Genomic DNA, 15610 nt, shown 5'->3' with positions numbered 1-15610 from the left:
GCCATCGGCGTGTGCCGTCTGGCATGACAGTCCGCGAGGTCGCCGCGAGCGCGTACCGCGAGGCACTCCCGGCCCTCGCCGCGAGCGTCGTCGGCGGCCTGTTCGCGGGCGCGGTGCTCGGCGGGATGCGCGCGGAGCTCGGTGAGGTCTCCGGCCTCCTCGTGCTCGTCCCCGCGTTGCTCGCGACGCGCGGGAACGTCTACGGGAGTCTCGGTGCGCGCCTCGCCACCGGCCTCCACCAGGGGCTGCTGGAACCGAAGATCGACCTCGGCGACGACCGCCTCCGGGGCGCCGTCGCGGCCGCGCTCGCGAACGGCGTGCTCGTGTCCGTGCTCGCCGCGGTCGCGACGTACGCCGCCCTCGTCGCACTCGGCGAGAACCCCGCGGGCCTCCTCGCGCTCGTCAGCATCGCGCTCATCGCCGGCGTCCTCTCCGGGGTCGCGCTCACCGTCGCCGTCGTCTCCGTCGTCATCGTCGGCTTCCGGAGAGGACTCGACCCCGACACGTTCGTCGGCCCCGTCGTCACGACGACCGGCGACTTCGTCGGGCTCGCCGTCCTCCTGCTCGCCACGCGGATCGTCGCCGCCGCCCTCGGAGGTATCTAGATGCCGGAACACTGGACGGTGCGCGCCATCACGCGCGCCACGCTCCCGCTCCTCGTCGTCCTCTCGCTGGTCGAACTCGGGAGCGGGCTCGTCCTCGGGAGCGTCGAGGACACCCTCCTATCTTCGCCGTCGCTCCTCGTGCTCGTCCCCGTCACCATCGGGACCGCGGGGAACCTCGGGAGCGTCCTCGCCGCCCGTCTCTCCACCGCCGTCCACCTCGGGACCGTCAGCTTCGAACCCGACGACGACGCGCTCGTCGGGAACGCGCTCGCGACGTTCGCGCTCGCCGCGACCGTCTTCCCCATCGTCGGCCTCGGCTCCTGGACGACTGCCGCCATCGTCGCCGGCACCACGCGCCTCTCGCCGCTCCGCGTCGTCCTCGTCGCGACCGTCGCCGGCGTCGTGCTCGCCGTCCTCGCGGTCGCCGTCACGCTCGCCGCCACGTACGTCGCGTACCGTCGCGGCCTCGACCCGGACGACGTCGTCATCCCCGTCGTGACGAACGCCTGCGACGTCCTCGGCGTCCTCGTCCTCGTCGGCGTCGCGTCCGTCCTCGCACCGTAGCACGCCAGTTCGACCGCACCGCGGGCTCTCGAGTTCGGACGCGTGAACCGTCGTGAACGGTTCGAATAGTCTGAACCTACCGGAACCGCCAACGCGTTCAAGGGGCCGTAGACGCAGGTGAACGTATGGAACGACGAGACATGCTCGGCACGATAGCGACCCTCGGCGCGGGCGCCATCGCGGGCTGTTCGAGTGCGCCGACGTCCGGCGGGACCGACGACGGCGATGGCGGGGGCGACGCCGACGGCAGCGGTGGCGATGGCGGGACAACTGACGGGAGCGGTGGTGGCTCCGGCGGTGACGGCACCGGCGACGAGAGCGAGGCGACGACGAGCGACGAGAACGACGCCGACCTCTACATCGCGCAGGCGGTGAGTACGCTGAACGCGGTCGCGCTCCGCCTGAACAAGGTCAAGGACAAGCTCGACTCGCCCGACGACGTCGACCTCGACAAACAGACGCTCCTCGACGGAATCGAGGAGGCTCGCGGCCAGCTCGACACGGCGAGCGAGACCGCGACCGAGACCCAGACCGCGCAGATAGCGACCCTCCGGAACCTCGCGACCGTGCTCGCGGAGATGACGCGCGTCGTCGACCTCCTGCTGTCCGTCGACGCGGACACCGTCGCCGGGGACGCCCAGACGGCGCTCGACGCGGGGAACTACGACGAGGCGCTGTCGGTCGTCCGCGACGCGAAGGAGACGGCCGCGACCGCCGAGGAACGCACCACGACCGCGCAGGAGACACTCGAGGGCGTGAACCAGGAGCGACTCGCCGCCGTCGACGGCGTGGAGTACGCGAAGGTCGAGAGCGCGGTCGCGCAGACCACGTCGCTCGTCGACACGCTCGACGCCCTCACGAGCGGGTACGAGGCGACCATCCTCGGCTCGAAGGACCTGGAGACCGGGCGCTCACAGAGCGAATCCAAGGAGTACGAGAAGGCCGAGGAGACCTTCGGAGAGGCGAAGACGCACTTCGAGACGGGCGACGCGACGTTCGCGGACGTCGCCGGGGACGCACCGGACGACGTCGCCGCACGCGTCGAGGTCGCGGCGTGCCAGACCACGCATCTCCTGAAGGCCGCGACCGCGTTCGAGAAGAGCGCCGCGGCGGCGAGCGACGGCGACCTCGCGGACGCGAAATCCCACCAGAACGACGGCGAAGCCCAGATGCAGCAGGTCGACGAGTGCAGTACCGACTGACTGCAGCAGGTCGACGAAGACGGTGACGGCCGGCGGCGTCCCACGTTCGGGTCGCAGACGCCGATGGACGAAGGACGCGCTGACATCGAGACGACTTTACTCGCGCCGTGCTGACGTCGACGCGTGAGCGAGGCGTCCATCCTCGAGGTCGTCGTCGGACAGGTCCTCCCGCGAGTCCTCACCGTCACCGCACTCATCGCGGTCGGCGTGACGCTCGCGAACCTCGCCGTCGAGTTCGGCGTCGTCGACCGCGTCCGCGGCCTCGCCGAACCGCTCACCGCGAAGGCGAACCTGCCCGCGGAGGCCGGCGTCGCCGTCGTCACCACCGCCGCCTCCCCGACCGCCGGCTACGGGATGCTCGCCACCCTCCGGGATTCCGGGACGCTCGACGACCGCGCGACGCTCGTCGCCGTCACCATCAACACGTTCTTCGGGTTCGTCCAGCACATCTTCACGTTCTACGTCCCCGTGCTGCTACCGATTCTCGGCCTCGAGGTCGGGCTCATGTACGTCGGCGCACGCGCCGCCATCAGCCTCGGCATCACCCTCACCGGCGTCCTCGCCGGCGCCGTCCTCCTCTCGCCCGCGAACGTCGACCCGGACGCGACCCCCGCCGACCTCGCCGCGGACGACGACGACACCGACGTCGCGAGCGACGGCGGTCGCGAGCCCGGCGACGCGGACGCCGACCCGGACGGCGACGAACCGCCGTCGATGCGCGAGCGCGCCAGCGAGGCCTTTGACTCGACGCGGTCGACGCTCCGCCGGGTCGTGCCGCGTCTGCTCGTCGTGTACTCGCTCGTCCTCGTCGTCGTCGAACGCTACCCGAGCGTGTTCGACGCCGTCACCGGCGTCGCCGACCCGCTCACGAGCCTGCTCGGACTCCCCGGCGCCGCCGCGGGCGTCGTCGGCGTGTTCGCCGTCGACACCACCTCGGGCGCGTTCTTCATCGCACCTCTCGTCGGCGCGGACGGCCCCTTCACCGCGCGGACCGCGGTCGCGACGATGCTCGTCGGCGGCATCGTCTCCTTCGCCGTCTCCACGTTCAAACGCTCCATCCCCTTCCAGTACGGCATCTGGGGCGCCAGCTTCGGCTCCAAGGTCGTCGCGCTCAATACCGCACTCAAGGTCGTCTTCATCGCGCTCGCGCTCGCCGTCCTCCTCGTCTGACTCACCCGCTCGCTACTGCTCGGGGATGTCGTCGACGAGCACCGTCGACGCGCCCTCAAGGAGCTCCTCGCCGGCTTCGTTCTGGACGCGGGCGTCGAGACGGAAGCGGTCGTCGCCGAGGTCGTCGACGACCTCGCACATCGCCATGCAGCGGTCGCCGAGGTCGACGGGCCCGAGGTACGAGCAGTCCTGGCTCAGGTAGATTATCGCGCCCGGCATCCGCGCGAGCGCCGCGGAGACGAGCCCGAGCGTGAGCACGCCGTGGGCGATGCGGCGCCCGAACCGCGTCCCCTCGGCGAACGCGTCGTCGAGATGCAGGCGGTTCGTGTCGCCGGTCGCGTGCGCGAACTCCTCGACGTCCCCCTCGGTGACCCGCTTCGAGAACCGCGCGACGTTCCCGACCGCGATACCGTCCCCGCCGTCCCACTCGAACGCCCAGTCGTCCTCCTCGTACGCCGTATCGGCGCGCCCCGGCCGTCGGACGTGCCCGTGACGGTCGCGCTCGCCGACCGCCGTCGGCTCCTCGCTCCCCGGGACCGCGTGCCGTCGTGCGAGCGCCGGCACGTAGTCGACGACGTCCGTCGCCGACAGCACGCCCACGACCGCCCCGTCGTCGTCGACCACGACGACCTGGCCGACGTCCGCGTCCCCGAGGACCTCCGCGGCGTCGCCGAGCGCGTCGTCCTGGCGAACCGAGAGCGGCGGCGCGGACATCGCGTCCGCGACCGTCCCCGAGGTGTCGCCCGCGGCGAGCGCACGAACGAGGTCCGACTGCGTGACGATACCGACCGCGTCGCCGTTTTCCACAACGACGAGCGACCCGTACCCCGCCGCGAGTCGCGTCGCGGCCGCGGTGAGCGTCGCGTCCGGCGCGATCGTCTCCACGGGGCGCGTCATGACGTCCGCGACCGCGAGTTCGACGAGCATACCCCGACGTGCGACGCGGACCGGCAAAGTCCTCGGGGTGGTTGGACGCGAATCAGCGACATCGCCGAGATGGTGCGGCGCGAACCAGCGACGTCGTCGAGGTGACGTCTCGGCTCGCGTGCCGCCGAGAGCGCGAGCACGGTACCAGCACTCATGCCCGTCCGGACCGTACGCATCCCCGTGCCCTGGCTGTCGTCGCAGCTCGTGGACGCGCTCCTGCTCGCGGGCGTCGTCGTCGCGGCCGTCACGGGGGTCGCGAGCATCCTCGCCGGGACCGCGAGCGACGCGTGGGTGTTCTGGACGCACGGTATCGCGGGCGTCGTGCTCGTCGGCGCGCTCGCCGCGAAACTCGCCAGGGTCCGCCATCGCCTCACCGGGTCGTGGAACTGGACCGTCCGGGTGTCGGTCGCGCTCACCGTCGTCGCCGTGCTCGCGCTCGCGAGCGGGCTCGCGTGGACGCTCGGCGTCGTCGAACAGGTCGGCCCGTTCACGCTCCTCGTCCTGCATGCGTACGTCGGCATCGCGCTCCTCCCCGTCTTCCTCGTCCACCTCCACTCGCGGTTCCGGACGCCGACGGCGCAGGACGCGACCCGGCGGAACGCCCTCAAGCTCTCCGCGACGCTCGTCGTCGGCGCGGTCGCGTGGCGCGCCAGCCGCCTCCTCGGCCCCGCACGCCGCTTCACGGGCTCGACCGAACGCGGGAGCGACGACGGGAACCGCTTCCCGGTCACGTCGTGGGTCGCCGACGACCCCGAACCCGTCGACGTCGACGACTGGACGCTCTCGGTCACCGGCCGCGTCGACAGCCCGCTCGACCTCGACGAGCGCACGGTGCTCGGCGACGCGACGCTCGACCACGACACGTCCCGCGTCGTCCTCGACTGCACGAGCGGCTGGTACAGCGAACACGACTGGCGGGGCGTCCGCGTCGCGGACCTCTTGGACGCCGCCGACGCCGACCCGGACGCCGACTGGGTCCGGTTCACCTCGATAACCGGCTACCGGTGGAGCCTCCCGCGCGAGGAGGCCGAACGCGCGCTCCTCGCGACGCACGCCGACGACGACCGGCTCTCGCACGGCCACGGCTACCCGCTCCGCCTCGTCGCGCCCGGCCGCCGCGGGTTCCAGTGGGTGAAGTGGATCGACTCGGTCGAGGTCCGGGACCGCGCCGACCCCGCGCAGTGGGTCGTCACGCTGATCTCCGGGTTCGACTGAGTGGCGGACGTCGGCTGCACCGGTGCGGCGCGCTCGCCGGTCAGTTCAGCCGGTCGAGCAGGTCGTCGAACGACTTCAGGGGGTCGCTCGCGGGCGAGTCGCCGTCCGGCGCGTAGTGGATACCGCGCCACCCCATCGCGCGAGCGCCCTCGACGTCCGCCTCGTAGGAATCGCCGACCATCACGTACTCCTCGGCGGGCAGACGCTCCGCGGCGAGCGCGAACGGGCGCTCGTCGGGCTTGTGCGCGCCCGCCTCGTAGGACACCACGGTCGCGTCGACGTACCCGTCGAGGTCGTTCCCGCGGAGCTTCGCGAGCTGGAAGTCGGGGACGCCGTTCGTGAGCACGCCCACGCCGACGTCGCTGCCGCCGAGTTCCGCGAGCACGCGCTCGATGCCCGGTGCGGGCGCGACGCCCGCGACCTCGCGCTCGCGGAGCGTCGCCACGAGCGCGTCCACGGACTCGACCGCGTCCGCGTAGTCGTGCTCGGCGAGCGCGTGCTCGAACGCCCGCCGGTACGGGTCGTCAGCGTGGTCGCCGAGCAGTTCGAGGAACCGGTCGCTGTAGGTCACCTCGAACGCCTCGTCGCCGCCGCCCAGGTGGCGCTCGGTCACCTTCCGGAGCACCGTCGCATACGCCGTCTCGAACTCGAGGAGCGTGTGGTCGAGGTCGAAGAACACCGCACGCCGGAACGCGTCAGTCATACCGACGACGACGACGACAGCACGCACCGAAAAACCACCGCCAGCACGCCACACCGTCGCACGCGACGCGTCCTCAGTCCCGTTTCTCGTACAGCACGAGCCCGACGAACGTACACACCTCGCGGTCGTCCTGATTGAGCGTCCGCGTCTGCGACCGCACCAACCCCACACCCGGCTGCCAGTCCTCCTTCGCGAGCACCGTCGTCTCCACGCGAAGCGTATCCCCCGGGAACACCGGCTGCTTCCACCGCAACTCGTCCACCCCGATGGCACCCATCGCCTTCGTGTCCTGCAACTCGTTCTCCACCAGCAACCGCATCGTCATCGCGCACGTATGCCACCCGGACGCCACCAGGTCCCCGAACATCGACTCCTGGGCCGCCTCCGGGTCCGTGTGGAACGTCTGCGGGTCGTACCGCTCGCCGAACTCGATTATCTCGTCCTCGTCGACCTCGTACTCGCCGAACGCGTGCTCCTCACCGACCGTGACGTCCTCGAAGTACCCGTCCATACCAGCGCGTTCGCGGACCACCGGCAAAACCACTCGGGTCACAGCCCACCCGACGCACCCCACGAACAAGCGCGAGCACGAACGGAGCGAGCGCGAGCGAGCACGAACGGATTCGAATCCCTCGCTTCGCGATCCGCTCCTCACGGCCGTTCGTCGTAGAATCGACGAGCACGAGGGGATTCGAACCCCTGACCATCGGATGTCTCCCCCCACCACCCGTGAGTGCGTGGGGATAGAAGTCCGACGCTCTATCCTGGCTGAGCTACGTGCCCTCGTTGTCGTGTGGACGGCGCGGGCAAAAAAGCAGTCCGGATTCGGTGTCCGAGCGAGTCAGGCGTCCAACTGGCCGGGCCGCGAGCGAGTCAGGCGTCCAGCCGGTAGAGGCTCGTGACGTAGGGAAGCTTCCCGAACATCCAGATACCGAAGGGAAGGCCGATGACGGTGACGCAGAGCGCCCACGCGAGATTCGCCCAGATGAAGCTCGCCCACCAGCCGACGAACACGAAGTAGATGGCGCGCACGACGAGGTTCGTCTGCGGGACGCCATCCGGGTCGAACCCGGTGTCGCGGCGCTTCAGCGTCAGGAGATACGGGACGCGATTGATGATCTTGATTCCGACGGGGAGGAGGACGACGGTGACGTTCAGGAACCACGCCACGTTGATCGCGAGGAGCGCGAGCCACCAACCGACGAGGAAGAACCAGACGATGCGGACGACGAGCGAGTGCTGGTCTGACATACACACTCGTATCCTCCTCGGACGTATGGGTCTTCTCCCGGCCGCGACGCCCGCGAGCGAGAGAGCGGTGGGGTTAAGCCGCCGACTCGACTATTCGTCTCCAATGACTGTCATCGGTACCGTCGGCCTGGCCGGCAGCGGGAAAGGCGAGGCCGCGGCGGTCGCACGCGACACCGGCATCCCCGTGGTGACGATGGGGGACGTCATCCGCCAGGAGTGCCGGGACCGCGGCCTCGACCCCGCGACCCACCACGGCGAGATCGCGCAAGCGCTCCGCGAGGAGAACGGCCCCGACGCCATCGCACGACGCTCGCTCCCCATCATCCGCGAGCACCTCGACGAGACCGACACCGTCCTCGTCGACGGCCTCCGCTCCGGCGTCGAAGCCGACCGCTTCGAGGACGCGTTCGGCGACGACTGGCTCCTCGTCAGCGTCGAAGCGCCCTTCGACGTCCGCAAGGACCGCATCACCGAACGCGGCCGCGACAACACCGACGGCGACGTCGGCGAGAGCCTCCGCGAGCGCGACGAGCGGGAGCGCGGATTCGGGATGGACGACGCCATGGCGCGCGCCGACGTCACCATCGACAACACGGACACGCTCGAATCGTTCCGCGCCCGCATCCAGGCGCTCCTCGAAGACGGCCCGGACGCCGTCACGGAGGTCGACGCATGATATACTCCGTGGACGTCGAGATAACCGCACCCGTCAACGACACCGAGGTCACCGACCGCGTCGTGGACGCCGTCACGAACCTCTTCCCCGACGCCGACGTCACCGAGCGACCCGGCGAGGTGCTGGCGACCACGCACCAGCTCGAGGACTTCTCCGAGCGCTTGCACGCCCAGGAGATACTCGACACCGCCCGCGGCCAGTTCCAGGCCGGCACGGACGGCGACGCGTTCGCGTTCGCACTCAAGAAACAGGCGGCGTTCCAGGGCGTCGTGAACTTCGCCGTGGGGAACCCCGACGAACTCGGCGACATCCACGTCCGCGTCAGCGTCGACGACCCCACCGTCGACGAGGTCGTCGACTACGTCGCCCCGCCGACCGAGGACGGGCGGCCCGTGACGAGCGACGCCGAGGACCGCGGCCCCGGGAACTGACCGCGCCCTCGACGACCACCGGAACGGTCGCGTCGTCGGCCTCGGCAAGCCCGCTCGCGGCGCGCTCACGTCGACGCGAGCCAGGTGCCTCCGTCCGGCGTCGCGCGGTACGGCGTCCACGGCGCCGACGTGACGTCCCAGACGGTCGCGTTCATCGTGCCGGCGTACTCGGCGTACCCGTGCCACTCGCCGGTCTCGTTCGGGTCGCCGTCATTCGTCCCCCATCGGTTGACGAGCGTGCGCGTGCCCTCGTCGACGATGTCCTGGTGGTCGACGCCGTAGACGCTGTCGAGGACGGCGTGGACCGCGTCCGACCCGACGAACAGTTGCCAGTCGACAGCGGGATCGCCGCCGAGACCGAGGATGCGGCAGTGGTCGGCCTCGACGCGTGCGAGCGTCGTGCTCGCGTCCGCCGACGACCGGACGCCCCAGAGGTTCGTCGCCGTCGACCCCGCGCCCATCAGGCGGACGAGGGGCGCCCAGCCCTTCTCAGTCCCCCAGTTCTCGACGGCGACGTCGGACACCGTCGCGTCGCGGCCGCCGACGAACAGGCCGGCGTTCGCGACGTCCGCGACGTACCCCGATGACACCGTCGTGTGGCGGCCACCGCTGGCGATACGCACGCCCATCGAGAGGTTCTTCTTCGCGACGAAGTTAGTGAGGACGTTCCCCGGGGACGTGAACTCGAACGCGACGCCGTCGTGGAGGTCGAAGACGGTGAGGTTCGAGAAGTTCCCGTGGGTCCCGTTCTGCGCGACGCCGCCGCCGGTACCGGTGACGTGAACGTTGTCGACTTTCACGCGAGAACCGTCGTCGACCCGCAACGCCCTGCCCGGGCAGTTCTCCAGCCAGCAGTTCGTGACGCGCGTCCCGGATCCGCTCGCATGCACGCGAACCGCGTCGCTTCCGCCGTGGCGAACGATGGCGTTCTCGATGACGTGGTCGTAGGGGTTCGGACCGGCCTCGAGAATCGGGGCGTCACCGACATCCATTCCCGCACCGTAGAGTGCGACGTTCCGGACGCCACCCCCGTTGCCCTTCGCCGCCTGGAGCGTCACCGTCGGCGTCGACCCGTCGACGTGCTCGACCGCGGTCGCCCACACGCCGTCGCCCTCGACGTACACCGGACAGTCGTCCCAGTTCAGGGACGCGTCCGTCGCCAGGCCACTCGTCACCCAGCGGCCCCTGTGGAGGACGAACCGCCCCTGGAACCCCTCGAGTGCGGACTCGTCGAGCGTGTACGGGTCCGCCGACGGCGGCGCGTTCTCGCCGCGGCCACTCCCCCCGGTCGGTGTCGCGTACCGGACTCCGTTGACGTTCCGCGTCGACACGGAATCGTTGTCCACGGGCGCGACGAGGTTCCCGTCCTCGAAGTACGCGCTCACCGACTCGGGGTCGTCGACGTCGACCGTCGTCGCGCCGGGCGAGCCCCCGGTTCTCCCGCCGTCCATCCCCACGGATTCGCGGCCAGGGCTCGAACAGCCCGCGAGCGCGAACAGCGAACCGGCCACGGCGAGAGCGTCTCTCCGAGGAAGTTGCATGCAATCAACCATTTCGACAGTTTGCATAAGTATAGGCCGCCTACCGTCGTCGAACGACGGGACCGAGCTCGCGCTCGCGGTCTCGCCGTCCGCTCGCAGACGACGCCCAACGGACCGGGTTACGCGCCCTCGAACCCGTCCTCGAACCGGAAGGTGCCGTTGCGCTGGACGACCTCGCCGTCGACCTCGATACGGGAGTCCTCGCTCATGTCCACGATCATGTCGACGTGCACCGCGGAGTCGTTCTGCTCGTTGTCCTCGCCGACGGTCGCGTCGTACGCACGGCCGACCGCCATGTGGACGGTGTCGCCCATCTTCTCGTCGAACAGCATGTTGTACGTGAACTCGGTGATGTCGCGGTTCATCCCAATTCCGAGCTCGCCGAGGTAGCGCGCGCCCTCGTCGGTGTCGAGCACGCCCGTGAGGACGTCCTCGTTCTTCTCGGCGGCGTGCTCGACGACCTGCCCGTCCTCGAAGGCGAGGTGGACGCCCGTGATCTCGCGGCCCTGATGGTAGAGCGGCTTGTCGAACAGCACCTCACCTTCGACGGAGTCCTTCACGGGCGCGGTGAACACCTCGCCGCCGGGCAGGTTCCGTTCGGCGGTGTCGTTCAGCGTCGAGTTCCCGGCGACGCTCATCGTCAGGTCCGTCTCCTCGCCGGAGACGATGCGGACCTCGTCGCCGTCGTTCAGGACGTCCACCATCTGCTGCTGGAACGCGCCCTGGGCCTCCCAGTCCTTGTTCACGGCGTCCCAGACGAACCCCTCGTACGCTTCCGTGCTCATCTCCGCGAGCTGCGCGAACGAGTCCGTCGGGTACTGCGTGAGCACCCACGTCTTCCCGAGACGCTCCTCCAGGAGCGGTCGACGCGCCTTGTCGTACGCCATCTGGACGTCGCTGTCCACGTCGCTCGTCTGCGTGACGTTCCCCCCGGAGCGGATGGCGACGTACACGTCCATCTCCTCGAACAACGCCATCTCGTGACTCGGGAGCTCGAACTCGTCGGGGTCGGCGTTCCGGAGGTACGCACGGCGGAACCGGTCGCCCATCCGCTGATTTATCGACAGCGGGTTCGCGCCGACGTCCGCGCACTGCTCGAACAGGGCGGTGACGAGGTCGTCGGCCGTCCCGTGCGCGTCGACGACCACGTTGTCGCCCGCCTCGATGCCAGCCGAATGATTCGCGATGATCTGTGCGTGCTCGCGTACTCGTGGGTCCATACCTCGCAGTCCGACGGCAGCCCGCAAACACCTTTTCGTTTCGAATCACGTCGAACGCGCTCCGAGGTCGAGCGACGACCACCTCTTGTCGCGGGCCTCGCTCCGGCTCACGGGCAACGCCCGTTCGCCATCGAGGCGACTCCGTCGCCTCGTTTCGCTCGGTCCGCGCGAAACGTGGGCGAGAAACAGGACGCGAAAGCTCGCTCGCTATCGGGGGGTCACTCCAGCGCCGCCAGGTCGAACTCGAACGCGACCGCCGGCACCTCCAGGTCGTGCTCGACGAGCACCGACGGGTGGAGTTCGCCGACGATACCAGCGGGCTCGCCGTCGAGTTCGACGGTCGCGGTCCGACCGCCGATGAACGACGGATGCTCAGTGGGTGGGGTGGCGAGGTCGACGTCGAAGTTCCGTGCGAGCGCCTGCAGTCGCGCCTTCGCGTCCTCGTAGGAGGCGTCGGCGCGCGCCAGGACGGCGGCGACGTGACGCTCCTCGCGGACGCCCGTCGGCTCGTCGGGGTCGACGTGCGCGACCAGCCCGATCTCCGCGAGGTCCTGGGGGTACTGGCGGTGCGTGTTGTTCTCTAGGACCATCGCGAGGCTCGGGAGCGCCCACGACCGCAGCATCTCGTAGTCCTCGCTGTACGGCTCCGTGATCGTCACCGGCGGTGCCGCGCCGAGCGCGTCGGCCTCGACCGCCGAGTCCGCCGCGGCGAGGTTCATGCGGTCGTAGTTCTCCTCGGTCGCGATCATGTGGAAGTTCAGGAGGTCCTGGAACCCGAGACCGACGAGCTGGCCGCGGACCGCGCGTTCGAGCCGCGAGCGCTCGTGACGGCCGCCGGTCGTCGACACGTCCGGGGACTTCGGGTCGAGTTCGTTGAACCCGTACGCACGACCGAGGTCGTCCACGACGTCGAGCGCGTGCAGGACGTCCACGCGGTACGGCGGCACGTCGACGTCGTACACGAGATCGCCCTCGACGGTCGGGCCCGCGTCGGCGTCCGCGTCGCGGTCCGCGCTCGCCGTCGTCGCGGCGTCGCCCTCGATGCCGCCACGCGGGTCGTCGGGGAGGTCGTTCCCCACGTCGTCGCTCGCCTCGGGATGCGCGCCCGTCGCGGTGTCGATGGGCGTCGCGTCCAGCCCCGCTCGCTCGGCGAGGTCGACGACGTCGGTCGCGTCGAGCGCGACGCCGAGCACGCGCTCGATGCGGTCGTGCGCGACGCGCTTCTCGTCGACGTCCAGGTTCGGGCGGACGAGCGTCGCGTCCGGGTCGACGAGGTCGTCCGCGGCGTACACGCCCGAATCGGGGTACTCGACCTGGACCTCCTCGACGGTCGCGCCGCGCGCTTCGAGCGCGTAACAGACGACGTTCAGCATCTTGTCGATCGTCCACTGGTCGGTACCGGTCATCTCCACGAACAGGTCCCGCGAGCCCGTCGAGACCTCCGTCCGCCGACCGTTGATGACCGGCGGGAACGAGAACAACCCGAGGTCGTCGTAGATCGCCGGATACCGCTCGTACCCGGAGACGAGGTCCGCGTACTCGCGGCCGGTCGCGTGCTCGGCGAGCACGTCCGCGGGCGTCATCTCGCGGTCGCTGTCGAGCGGAACGAACGTGTCCTCCTCGGGTTCGAGGCCGACGTACGAGATGGACTTGCTCGTCTCCGAGACCCGGACGTCGTCGCCGACGTCCGCCGCTGTCTCGCCGACATCGGCGGCGTCGTCGTCGCGCTCGACCTGCGAGCCCTTCAGCGCGATGAGGTCGTGGATACCGATGGCGCCCTTCGCGCGCTTGCGGCCCATCGTCGCGTGGAGCTTCTCCTGGAGCTGGATGAGCGAATCCAGCGCGTCCTCGTCGAGGTTCACGTCCCGGATCACGGCACCGGTGACGTACGGGCGCTCGTCGGGCACCGAGTCGTCGACCTCGATCGTCCAGTCCGCGTCGTTCGTGCTCGGGACGTAGACGCCGCGGTCGTCGCCGTACTGATACCGCAGGCTCCGGGCGACGCCCTCGACGGAGAGGCGGTCGAGGCGGTCCGGTGCGAACTCCAGTTCGAACGCGCCGTCCTCGGTCTCGCCCTCGAACTCGAGGCCGAGCGCGAACAGGTCGCTCTTGAGTTCCTCGTCTCCCTTCTCGTCGTGCCCGGTGAGCTCGCGGAGGTCGTCGGGGTGAACGTCGACGACGGGCATCAGTACACCACCTCCTCGCCGCGGAGGAAGTCGAGGTCGACGAGCGTCCCGTGGACGTCGCGGATGTCCTCGAACCCGTGCGTGAGCATCAGCAACCGCTCGAGGGCGAGCCCCCACGCCATCACGTCGCACTCCACGCCGAGCGGCTCCAGGACCTCCTCGCGGAACAACCCGGAGTTCCCGATCTCGACGACCTCGCCCGTCTCCGGGTGCTCGCCGAACAGCTCGAAGCTCGGTTCGGTGTAGGGATTGTAGTGAGGCTTGAACTCGATGTCCGTGATGCCGAACTGCGCGTAGAACTCCTCGAACGTCCCCATGAGGTCGCGCACCGACAGGTCCTCGGCCATCACCCAGCCCTCGATCTGGAAGAACTCGAGCAGGTGCGTCGCGTCCAGCGTGTCGTTCCGGTACACCTTCTCCACGCTGAAGTACCGCTCGGGCGGCTCCAGGTCCCCCATCTGCTCGCCGGAGAGGTACCGCATCGAGAGCGAGGTCGTGTGCCCGCGGAGGTCGACGCCTCTGGCCATCTCCTCGCCCCACGGCGAGTGATAGCCGTCGCCGTCCTCGCCGACGCCCTCCCTGTGGGCGTGCTCGACGCGGTCCATCAGGTCCTCGGGGAGGTCCTGCATCGGCGGGACGTCGAGCGCGAACTGGTCCCAGTGGGTGCGAGCGGGGTGGTCCTGGGGCATGAACAGGCAGTCGTTGATCCAGAACTCCGCGTCCGCGTGCGGGCCGTCCATCTCCCGGAAGCCCATCCCGACGAGGACGTCCTTCACGCGCTCGGCGGTCTGCCGGAGCACGTGCTCCTTGCCGCCGTACTCGACGTCCGCGTCCGCTTCGACGTCGTACGCCGCGAACTCCGCGTCGCGCCACGCGTCCGAGGACAGCATCTCGGGCGTCACCTGACCGACCGCGTCGGTCGCCTCCACGCCCTCCATGAGCGCCGTGACGCCGTCCTCGGTCAGCTCCACGAACCGGTTCGTGCGCTCGTCGACCGCGACGAGGTTCCGACGCTCCAGGTCCCCGAGGACGTCCTCGTCGACGGCCTCGCCCGCGGCGACCGCGTCGAGCGCCGCCGCCTCCGGGTCGGCGTCCGGGGCAGCGTCCCCGCTCGCCGTGACCGCACCGGCGTCGACGACGCCGTACCCCTTCCGCGCGTAGTTCGCCAGGGCGATGTCGACCGCGTCCCCGAGGTCGCTCGCTCCGATGACCTCGCCCATCGGAACCGCGTCCTCGTCGGTCGCCCCGACGTCTCGCGCCGCCCGGTACAGGCGAACCTCCGGCAGGCCCGCCGCTCGATACGACTCCCCTTCCTCGGTCAGTTCGACGGTCTCCTCGACGCGCTCCGTGACGTCGACGAGCCCGCGCTCCGCGAGGTCGAACGCCGCGCCCGCGACCGACTCCGGGGGCTCCCCCGCGTCGTCCGCGAGCGCGTCGACCGACCGCGCCTCGGTCGCGTCCGCGGCCTCTAAGACCGCGACGTGTGTCGCTTTCAGTTCCATCAGTCTTGTGTGCGTATCCGCAACTCGGTCAGTTATCTGTTCCGACAACGCGACGACCGCGGTTTCGCGACCCCTCGGCGGGACGACCCTCGCCCTCGGCCGTGGTGGCCCTCCACCGCGCTCACGCCACCGCGAAGAAGAAGCCGGCTCCCGCGACCGTGGGGCGTTCGTGCACGCTACCACCGGAGCCGGATGCGGCTACCATACCTCAACGTAGGCGTCCCTCGACCGTTAAACGTTCCGTCAGCAGCGCCGCCGCCACACCACGCCACGTCGGACCGCGTCTCACCACGTCACGTCGGACCGCGTCCCACCGCGGTCCCCCGCACCCACGTCCATCGCGTCGGGTCCCGCATCGTGCGCGACCGACCACCAGTCGAATCCCGATCCGAGGTCGCTACCGGTCCGCCTCGCGGA

General features: G+C 70.1%; 15 protein-coding genes and 1 tRNA gene. 7 read left to right on the top strand and 9 right to left on the bottom strand.

Annotated elements, in window-relative coordinates; translation table 11 throughout:
- Window positions 1–23: 23 nt before the first annotated feature.
- The 4 genes from SM754_RS00980 (at window position 24) to SM754_RS00965 (ending at window position 3541) form a co-directional block, all read left to right on the top strand.
- Window positions 24–605, top strand: coding sequence for a magnesium transporter (locus SM754_RS00980; protein ID WP_323674348.1), 582 nt, complete (start codon window positions 24–26; stop codon window positions 603–605).
- A complete protein-coding gene (locus SM754_RS00975) occupies window positions 606–1169 on the top strand; it encodes a magnesium transporter (RefSeq protein ID WP_323674347.1) in 564 nt (187 codons plus the stop codon).
- 125 nt (window positions 1170–1294) lie between these two features.
- The gene (locus SM754_RS00970; RefSeq protein ID WP_323674346.1) at window positions 1295–2371 is read left to right on the top strand and encodes a hypothetical protein; all 1077 of its coding nucleotides are present in this window, start codon (window positions 1295–1297) and stop codon (window positions 2369–2371) included.
- 123 nt (window positions 2372–2494) lie between these two features.
- Window positions 2495–3541: a nucleoside recognition domain-containing protein gene (locus SM754_RS00965; RefSeq protein WP_323674345.1), complete on the top strand. Its 1047-nt coding sequence runs from the start codon at window positions 2495–2497 to the stop codon at window positions 3539–3541.
- 12 nt (window positions 3542–3553) lie between these two features.
- On the opposite strand, the gene SM754_RS00960 is transcribed toward SM754_RS00965, so the two are convergent.
- Entirely contained in the window at window positions 3554–4468 is a 915-nt protein-coding gene (locus SM754_RS00960; RefSeq protein ID WP_323674344.1) for a CBS domain-containing protein, read from the bottom strand.
- 153 nt (window positions 4469–4621) lie between these two features.
- Between SM754_RS00960 and SM754_RS00955 the strand changes: the two genes are divergently transcribed.
- A complete protein-coding gene (locus tag SM754_RS00955; protein WP_501993723.1) occupies window positions 4622–5683 on the top strand; it encodes a molybdopterin-dependent oxidoreductase in 1062 nt (353 codons plus the stop codon).
- Window positions 5684–5723: 40 nt separating this feature from the next.
- Here the strand turns inward: SM754_RS00955 and SM754_RS00950 are convergent, their stop codons facing one another.
- The 4 genes from SM754_RS00950 to SM754_RS00935 form a co-directional block, all read right to left on the bottom strand.
- Entirely contained in the window at window positions 5724–6386 is a 663-nt protein-coding gene (locus SM754_RS00950) for an HAD family hydrolase (RefSeq protein WP_323674342.1), read from the bottom strand.
- 73 nt (window positions 6387–6459) lie between these two features.
- Window positions 6460–6897: a MaoC family dehydratase gene (locus SM754_RS00945; protein ID WP_323674341.1), complete on the bottom strand. Its 438-nt coding sequence runs from the start codon at window positions 6895–6897 to the stop codon at window positions 6460–6462.
- Between the two features lie 165 nt (window positions 6898–7062).
- A tRNA-Arg gene (locus SM754_RS00940) sits at window positions 7063–7169 on the bottom strand.
- Between the two features lie 90 nt (window positions 7170–7259).
- Window positions 7260–7637, bottom strand: a complete 378-nt coding sequence (locus SM754_RS00935; protein WP_323674340.1) for a YccF domain-containing protein — start codon at window positions 7635–7637, stop codon at window positions 7260–7262.
- Between the two features lie 103 nt (window positions 7638–7740).
- Between SM754_RS00935 and SM754_RS00930 the strand changes: the two genes are divergently transcribed.
- Window positions 7741–8313 carry an AAA family ATPase gene (locus tag SM754_RS00930; RefSeq protein ID WP_323674339.1) on the top strand — a complete coding sequence of 191 codons (573 nt, stop codon included), beginning with the start codon at window positions 7741–7743 and terminating at the stop codon, window positions 8311–8313.
- On the top strand, window positions 8310–8744 hold the full coding sequence (locus SM754_RS00925) for an RNA-binding domain-containing protein (protein WP_323674338.1): 435 nt from the start codon (window positions 8310–8312) through the stop codon (window positions 8742–8744). The genes SM754_RS00930 and SM754_RS00925 overlap by 4 nt, the downstream gene beginning before the upstream one ends.
- 65 nt (window positions 8745–8809) lie before the next feature.
- Here SM754_RS00925 and SM754_RS00920 read toward each other — a convergent pair whose 3' ends face one another.
- The 4 genes from SM754_RS00920 to pheS form a co-directional block, all read right to left on the bottom strand.
- Window positions 8810–10285 (bottom strand): right-handed parallel beta-helix repeat-containing protein, encoded by a 1476-nt coding sequence (locus SM754_RS00920; RefSeq protein WP_323674337.1) that lies wholly within the window; start codon window positions 10283–10285, stop codon window positions 8810–8812.
- A gap of 119 nt (window positions 10286–10404) precedes the next feature.
- Window positions 10405–11505, bottom strand: a complete 1101-nt coding sequence (locus SM754_RS00915) for an aminopeptidase (RefSeq protein WP_323674336.1) — start codon at window positions 11503–11505, stop codon at window positions 10405–10407.
- 218 nt (window positions 11506–11723) lie between these two features.
- A complete protein-coding gene (locus SM754_RS00910) occupies window positions 11724–13691 on the bottom strand; it encodes a phenylalanine--tRNA ligase subunit beta (protein WP_323674335.1) in 1968 nt (655 codons plus the stop codon).
- Window positions 13691–15193, bottom strand: coding sequence for a phenylalanine--tRNA ligase subunit alpha (pheS, locus tag SM754_RS00905; protein WP_323674334.1), 1503 nt, complete (start codon window positions 15191–15193; stop codon window positions 13691–13693). The genes SM754_RS00910 and pheS overlap by 1 nt, the downstream gene beginning before the upstream one ends.
- Window positions 15194–15610 lie beyond the last annotated feature (417 nt).

It is taken from the genome of Halorubellus amylolyticus, from assembly GCF_034808145.1.
Lineage (GTDB): Archaea > Halobacteriota > Halobacteria > Halobacteriales > Natrialbaceae > Halorubellus.
Note: the sequence above shows the minus strand (reverse complement) of the source record. Positions and strands in the feature narration are given on the sequence as shown.

Coding starts and splice junctions, on each gene's coding strand:
- SM754_RS00920 (WP_323674337.1), bottom strand. CDS start 10,285: ATGCAACTTCCTCGGAGAGACGCTCTCGCCGTGGCCGGTTCGCTGTTC.
- SM754_RS00980 (WP_323674348.1), top strand. CDS start 24: ATGACAGTCCGCGAGGTCGCCGCGAGCGCGTACCGCGAGGCACTCCCG.
- pheS (WP_323674334.1), bottom strand. CDS start 15,193: ATGGAACTGAAAGCGACACACGTCGCGGTCTTAGAGGCCGCGGACGCG.
- SM754_RS00970 (WP_323674346.1), top strand. CDS start 1,295: ATGGAACGACGAGACATGCTCGGCACGATAGCGACCCTCGGCGCGGGC.
- SM754_RS00930 (WP_323674339.1), top strand. CDS start 7,741: ATGACTGTCATCGGTACCGTCGGCCTGGCCGGCAGCGGGAAAGGCGAG.
- SM754_RS00950 (WP_323674342.1), bottom strand. CDS start 6,386: ATGACTGACGCGTTCCGGCGTGCGGTGTTCTTCGACCTCGACCACACG.
- SM754_RS00975 (WP_323674347.1), top strand. CDS start 606: ATGCCGGAACACTGGACGGTGCGCGCCATCACGCGCGCCACGCTCCCG.
- SM754_RS00935 (WP_323674340.1), bottom strand. CDS start 7,637: ATGTCAGACCAGCACTCGCTCGTCGTCCGCATCGTCTGGTTCTTCCTC.
- SM754_RS00945 (WP_323674341.1), bottom strand. CDS start 6,897: ATGGACGGGTACTTCGAGGACGTCACGGTCGGTGAGGAGCACGCGTTC.
- SM754_RS00915 (WP_323674336.1), bottom strand. CDS start 11,505: ATGGACCCACGAGTACGCGAGCACGCACAGATCATCGCGAATCATTCG.
- SM754_RS00955 (WP_501993723.1), top strand. CDS start 4,622: ATGCCCGTCCGGACCGTACGCATCCCCGTGCCCTGGCTGTCGTCGCAG.
- SM754_RS00910 (WP_323674335.1), bottom strand. CDS start 13,691: ATGCCCGTCGTCGACGTTCACCCCGACGACCTCCGCGAGCTCACCGGG.
- SM754_RS00925 (WP_323674338.1), top strand. CDS start 8,310: ATGATATACTCCGTGGACGTCGAGATAACCGCACCCGTCAACGACACC.
- SM754_RS00960 (WP_323674344.1), bottom strand. CDS start 4,468: ATGCTCGTCGAACTCGCGGTCGCGGACGTCATGACGCGCCCCGTGGAG.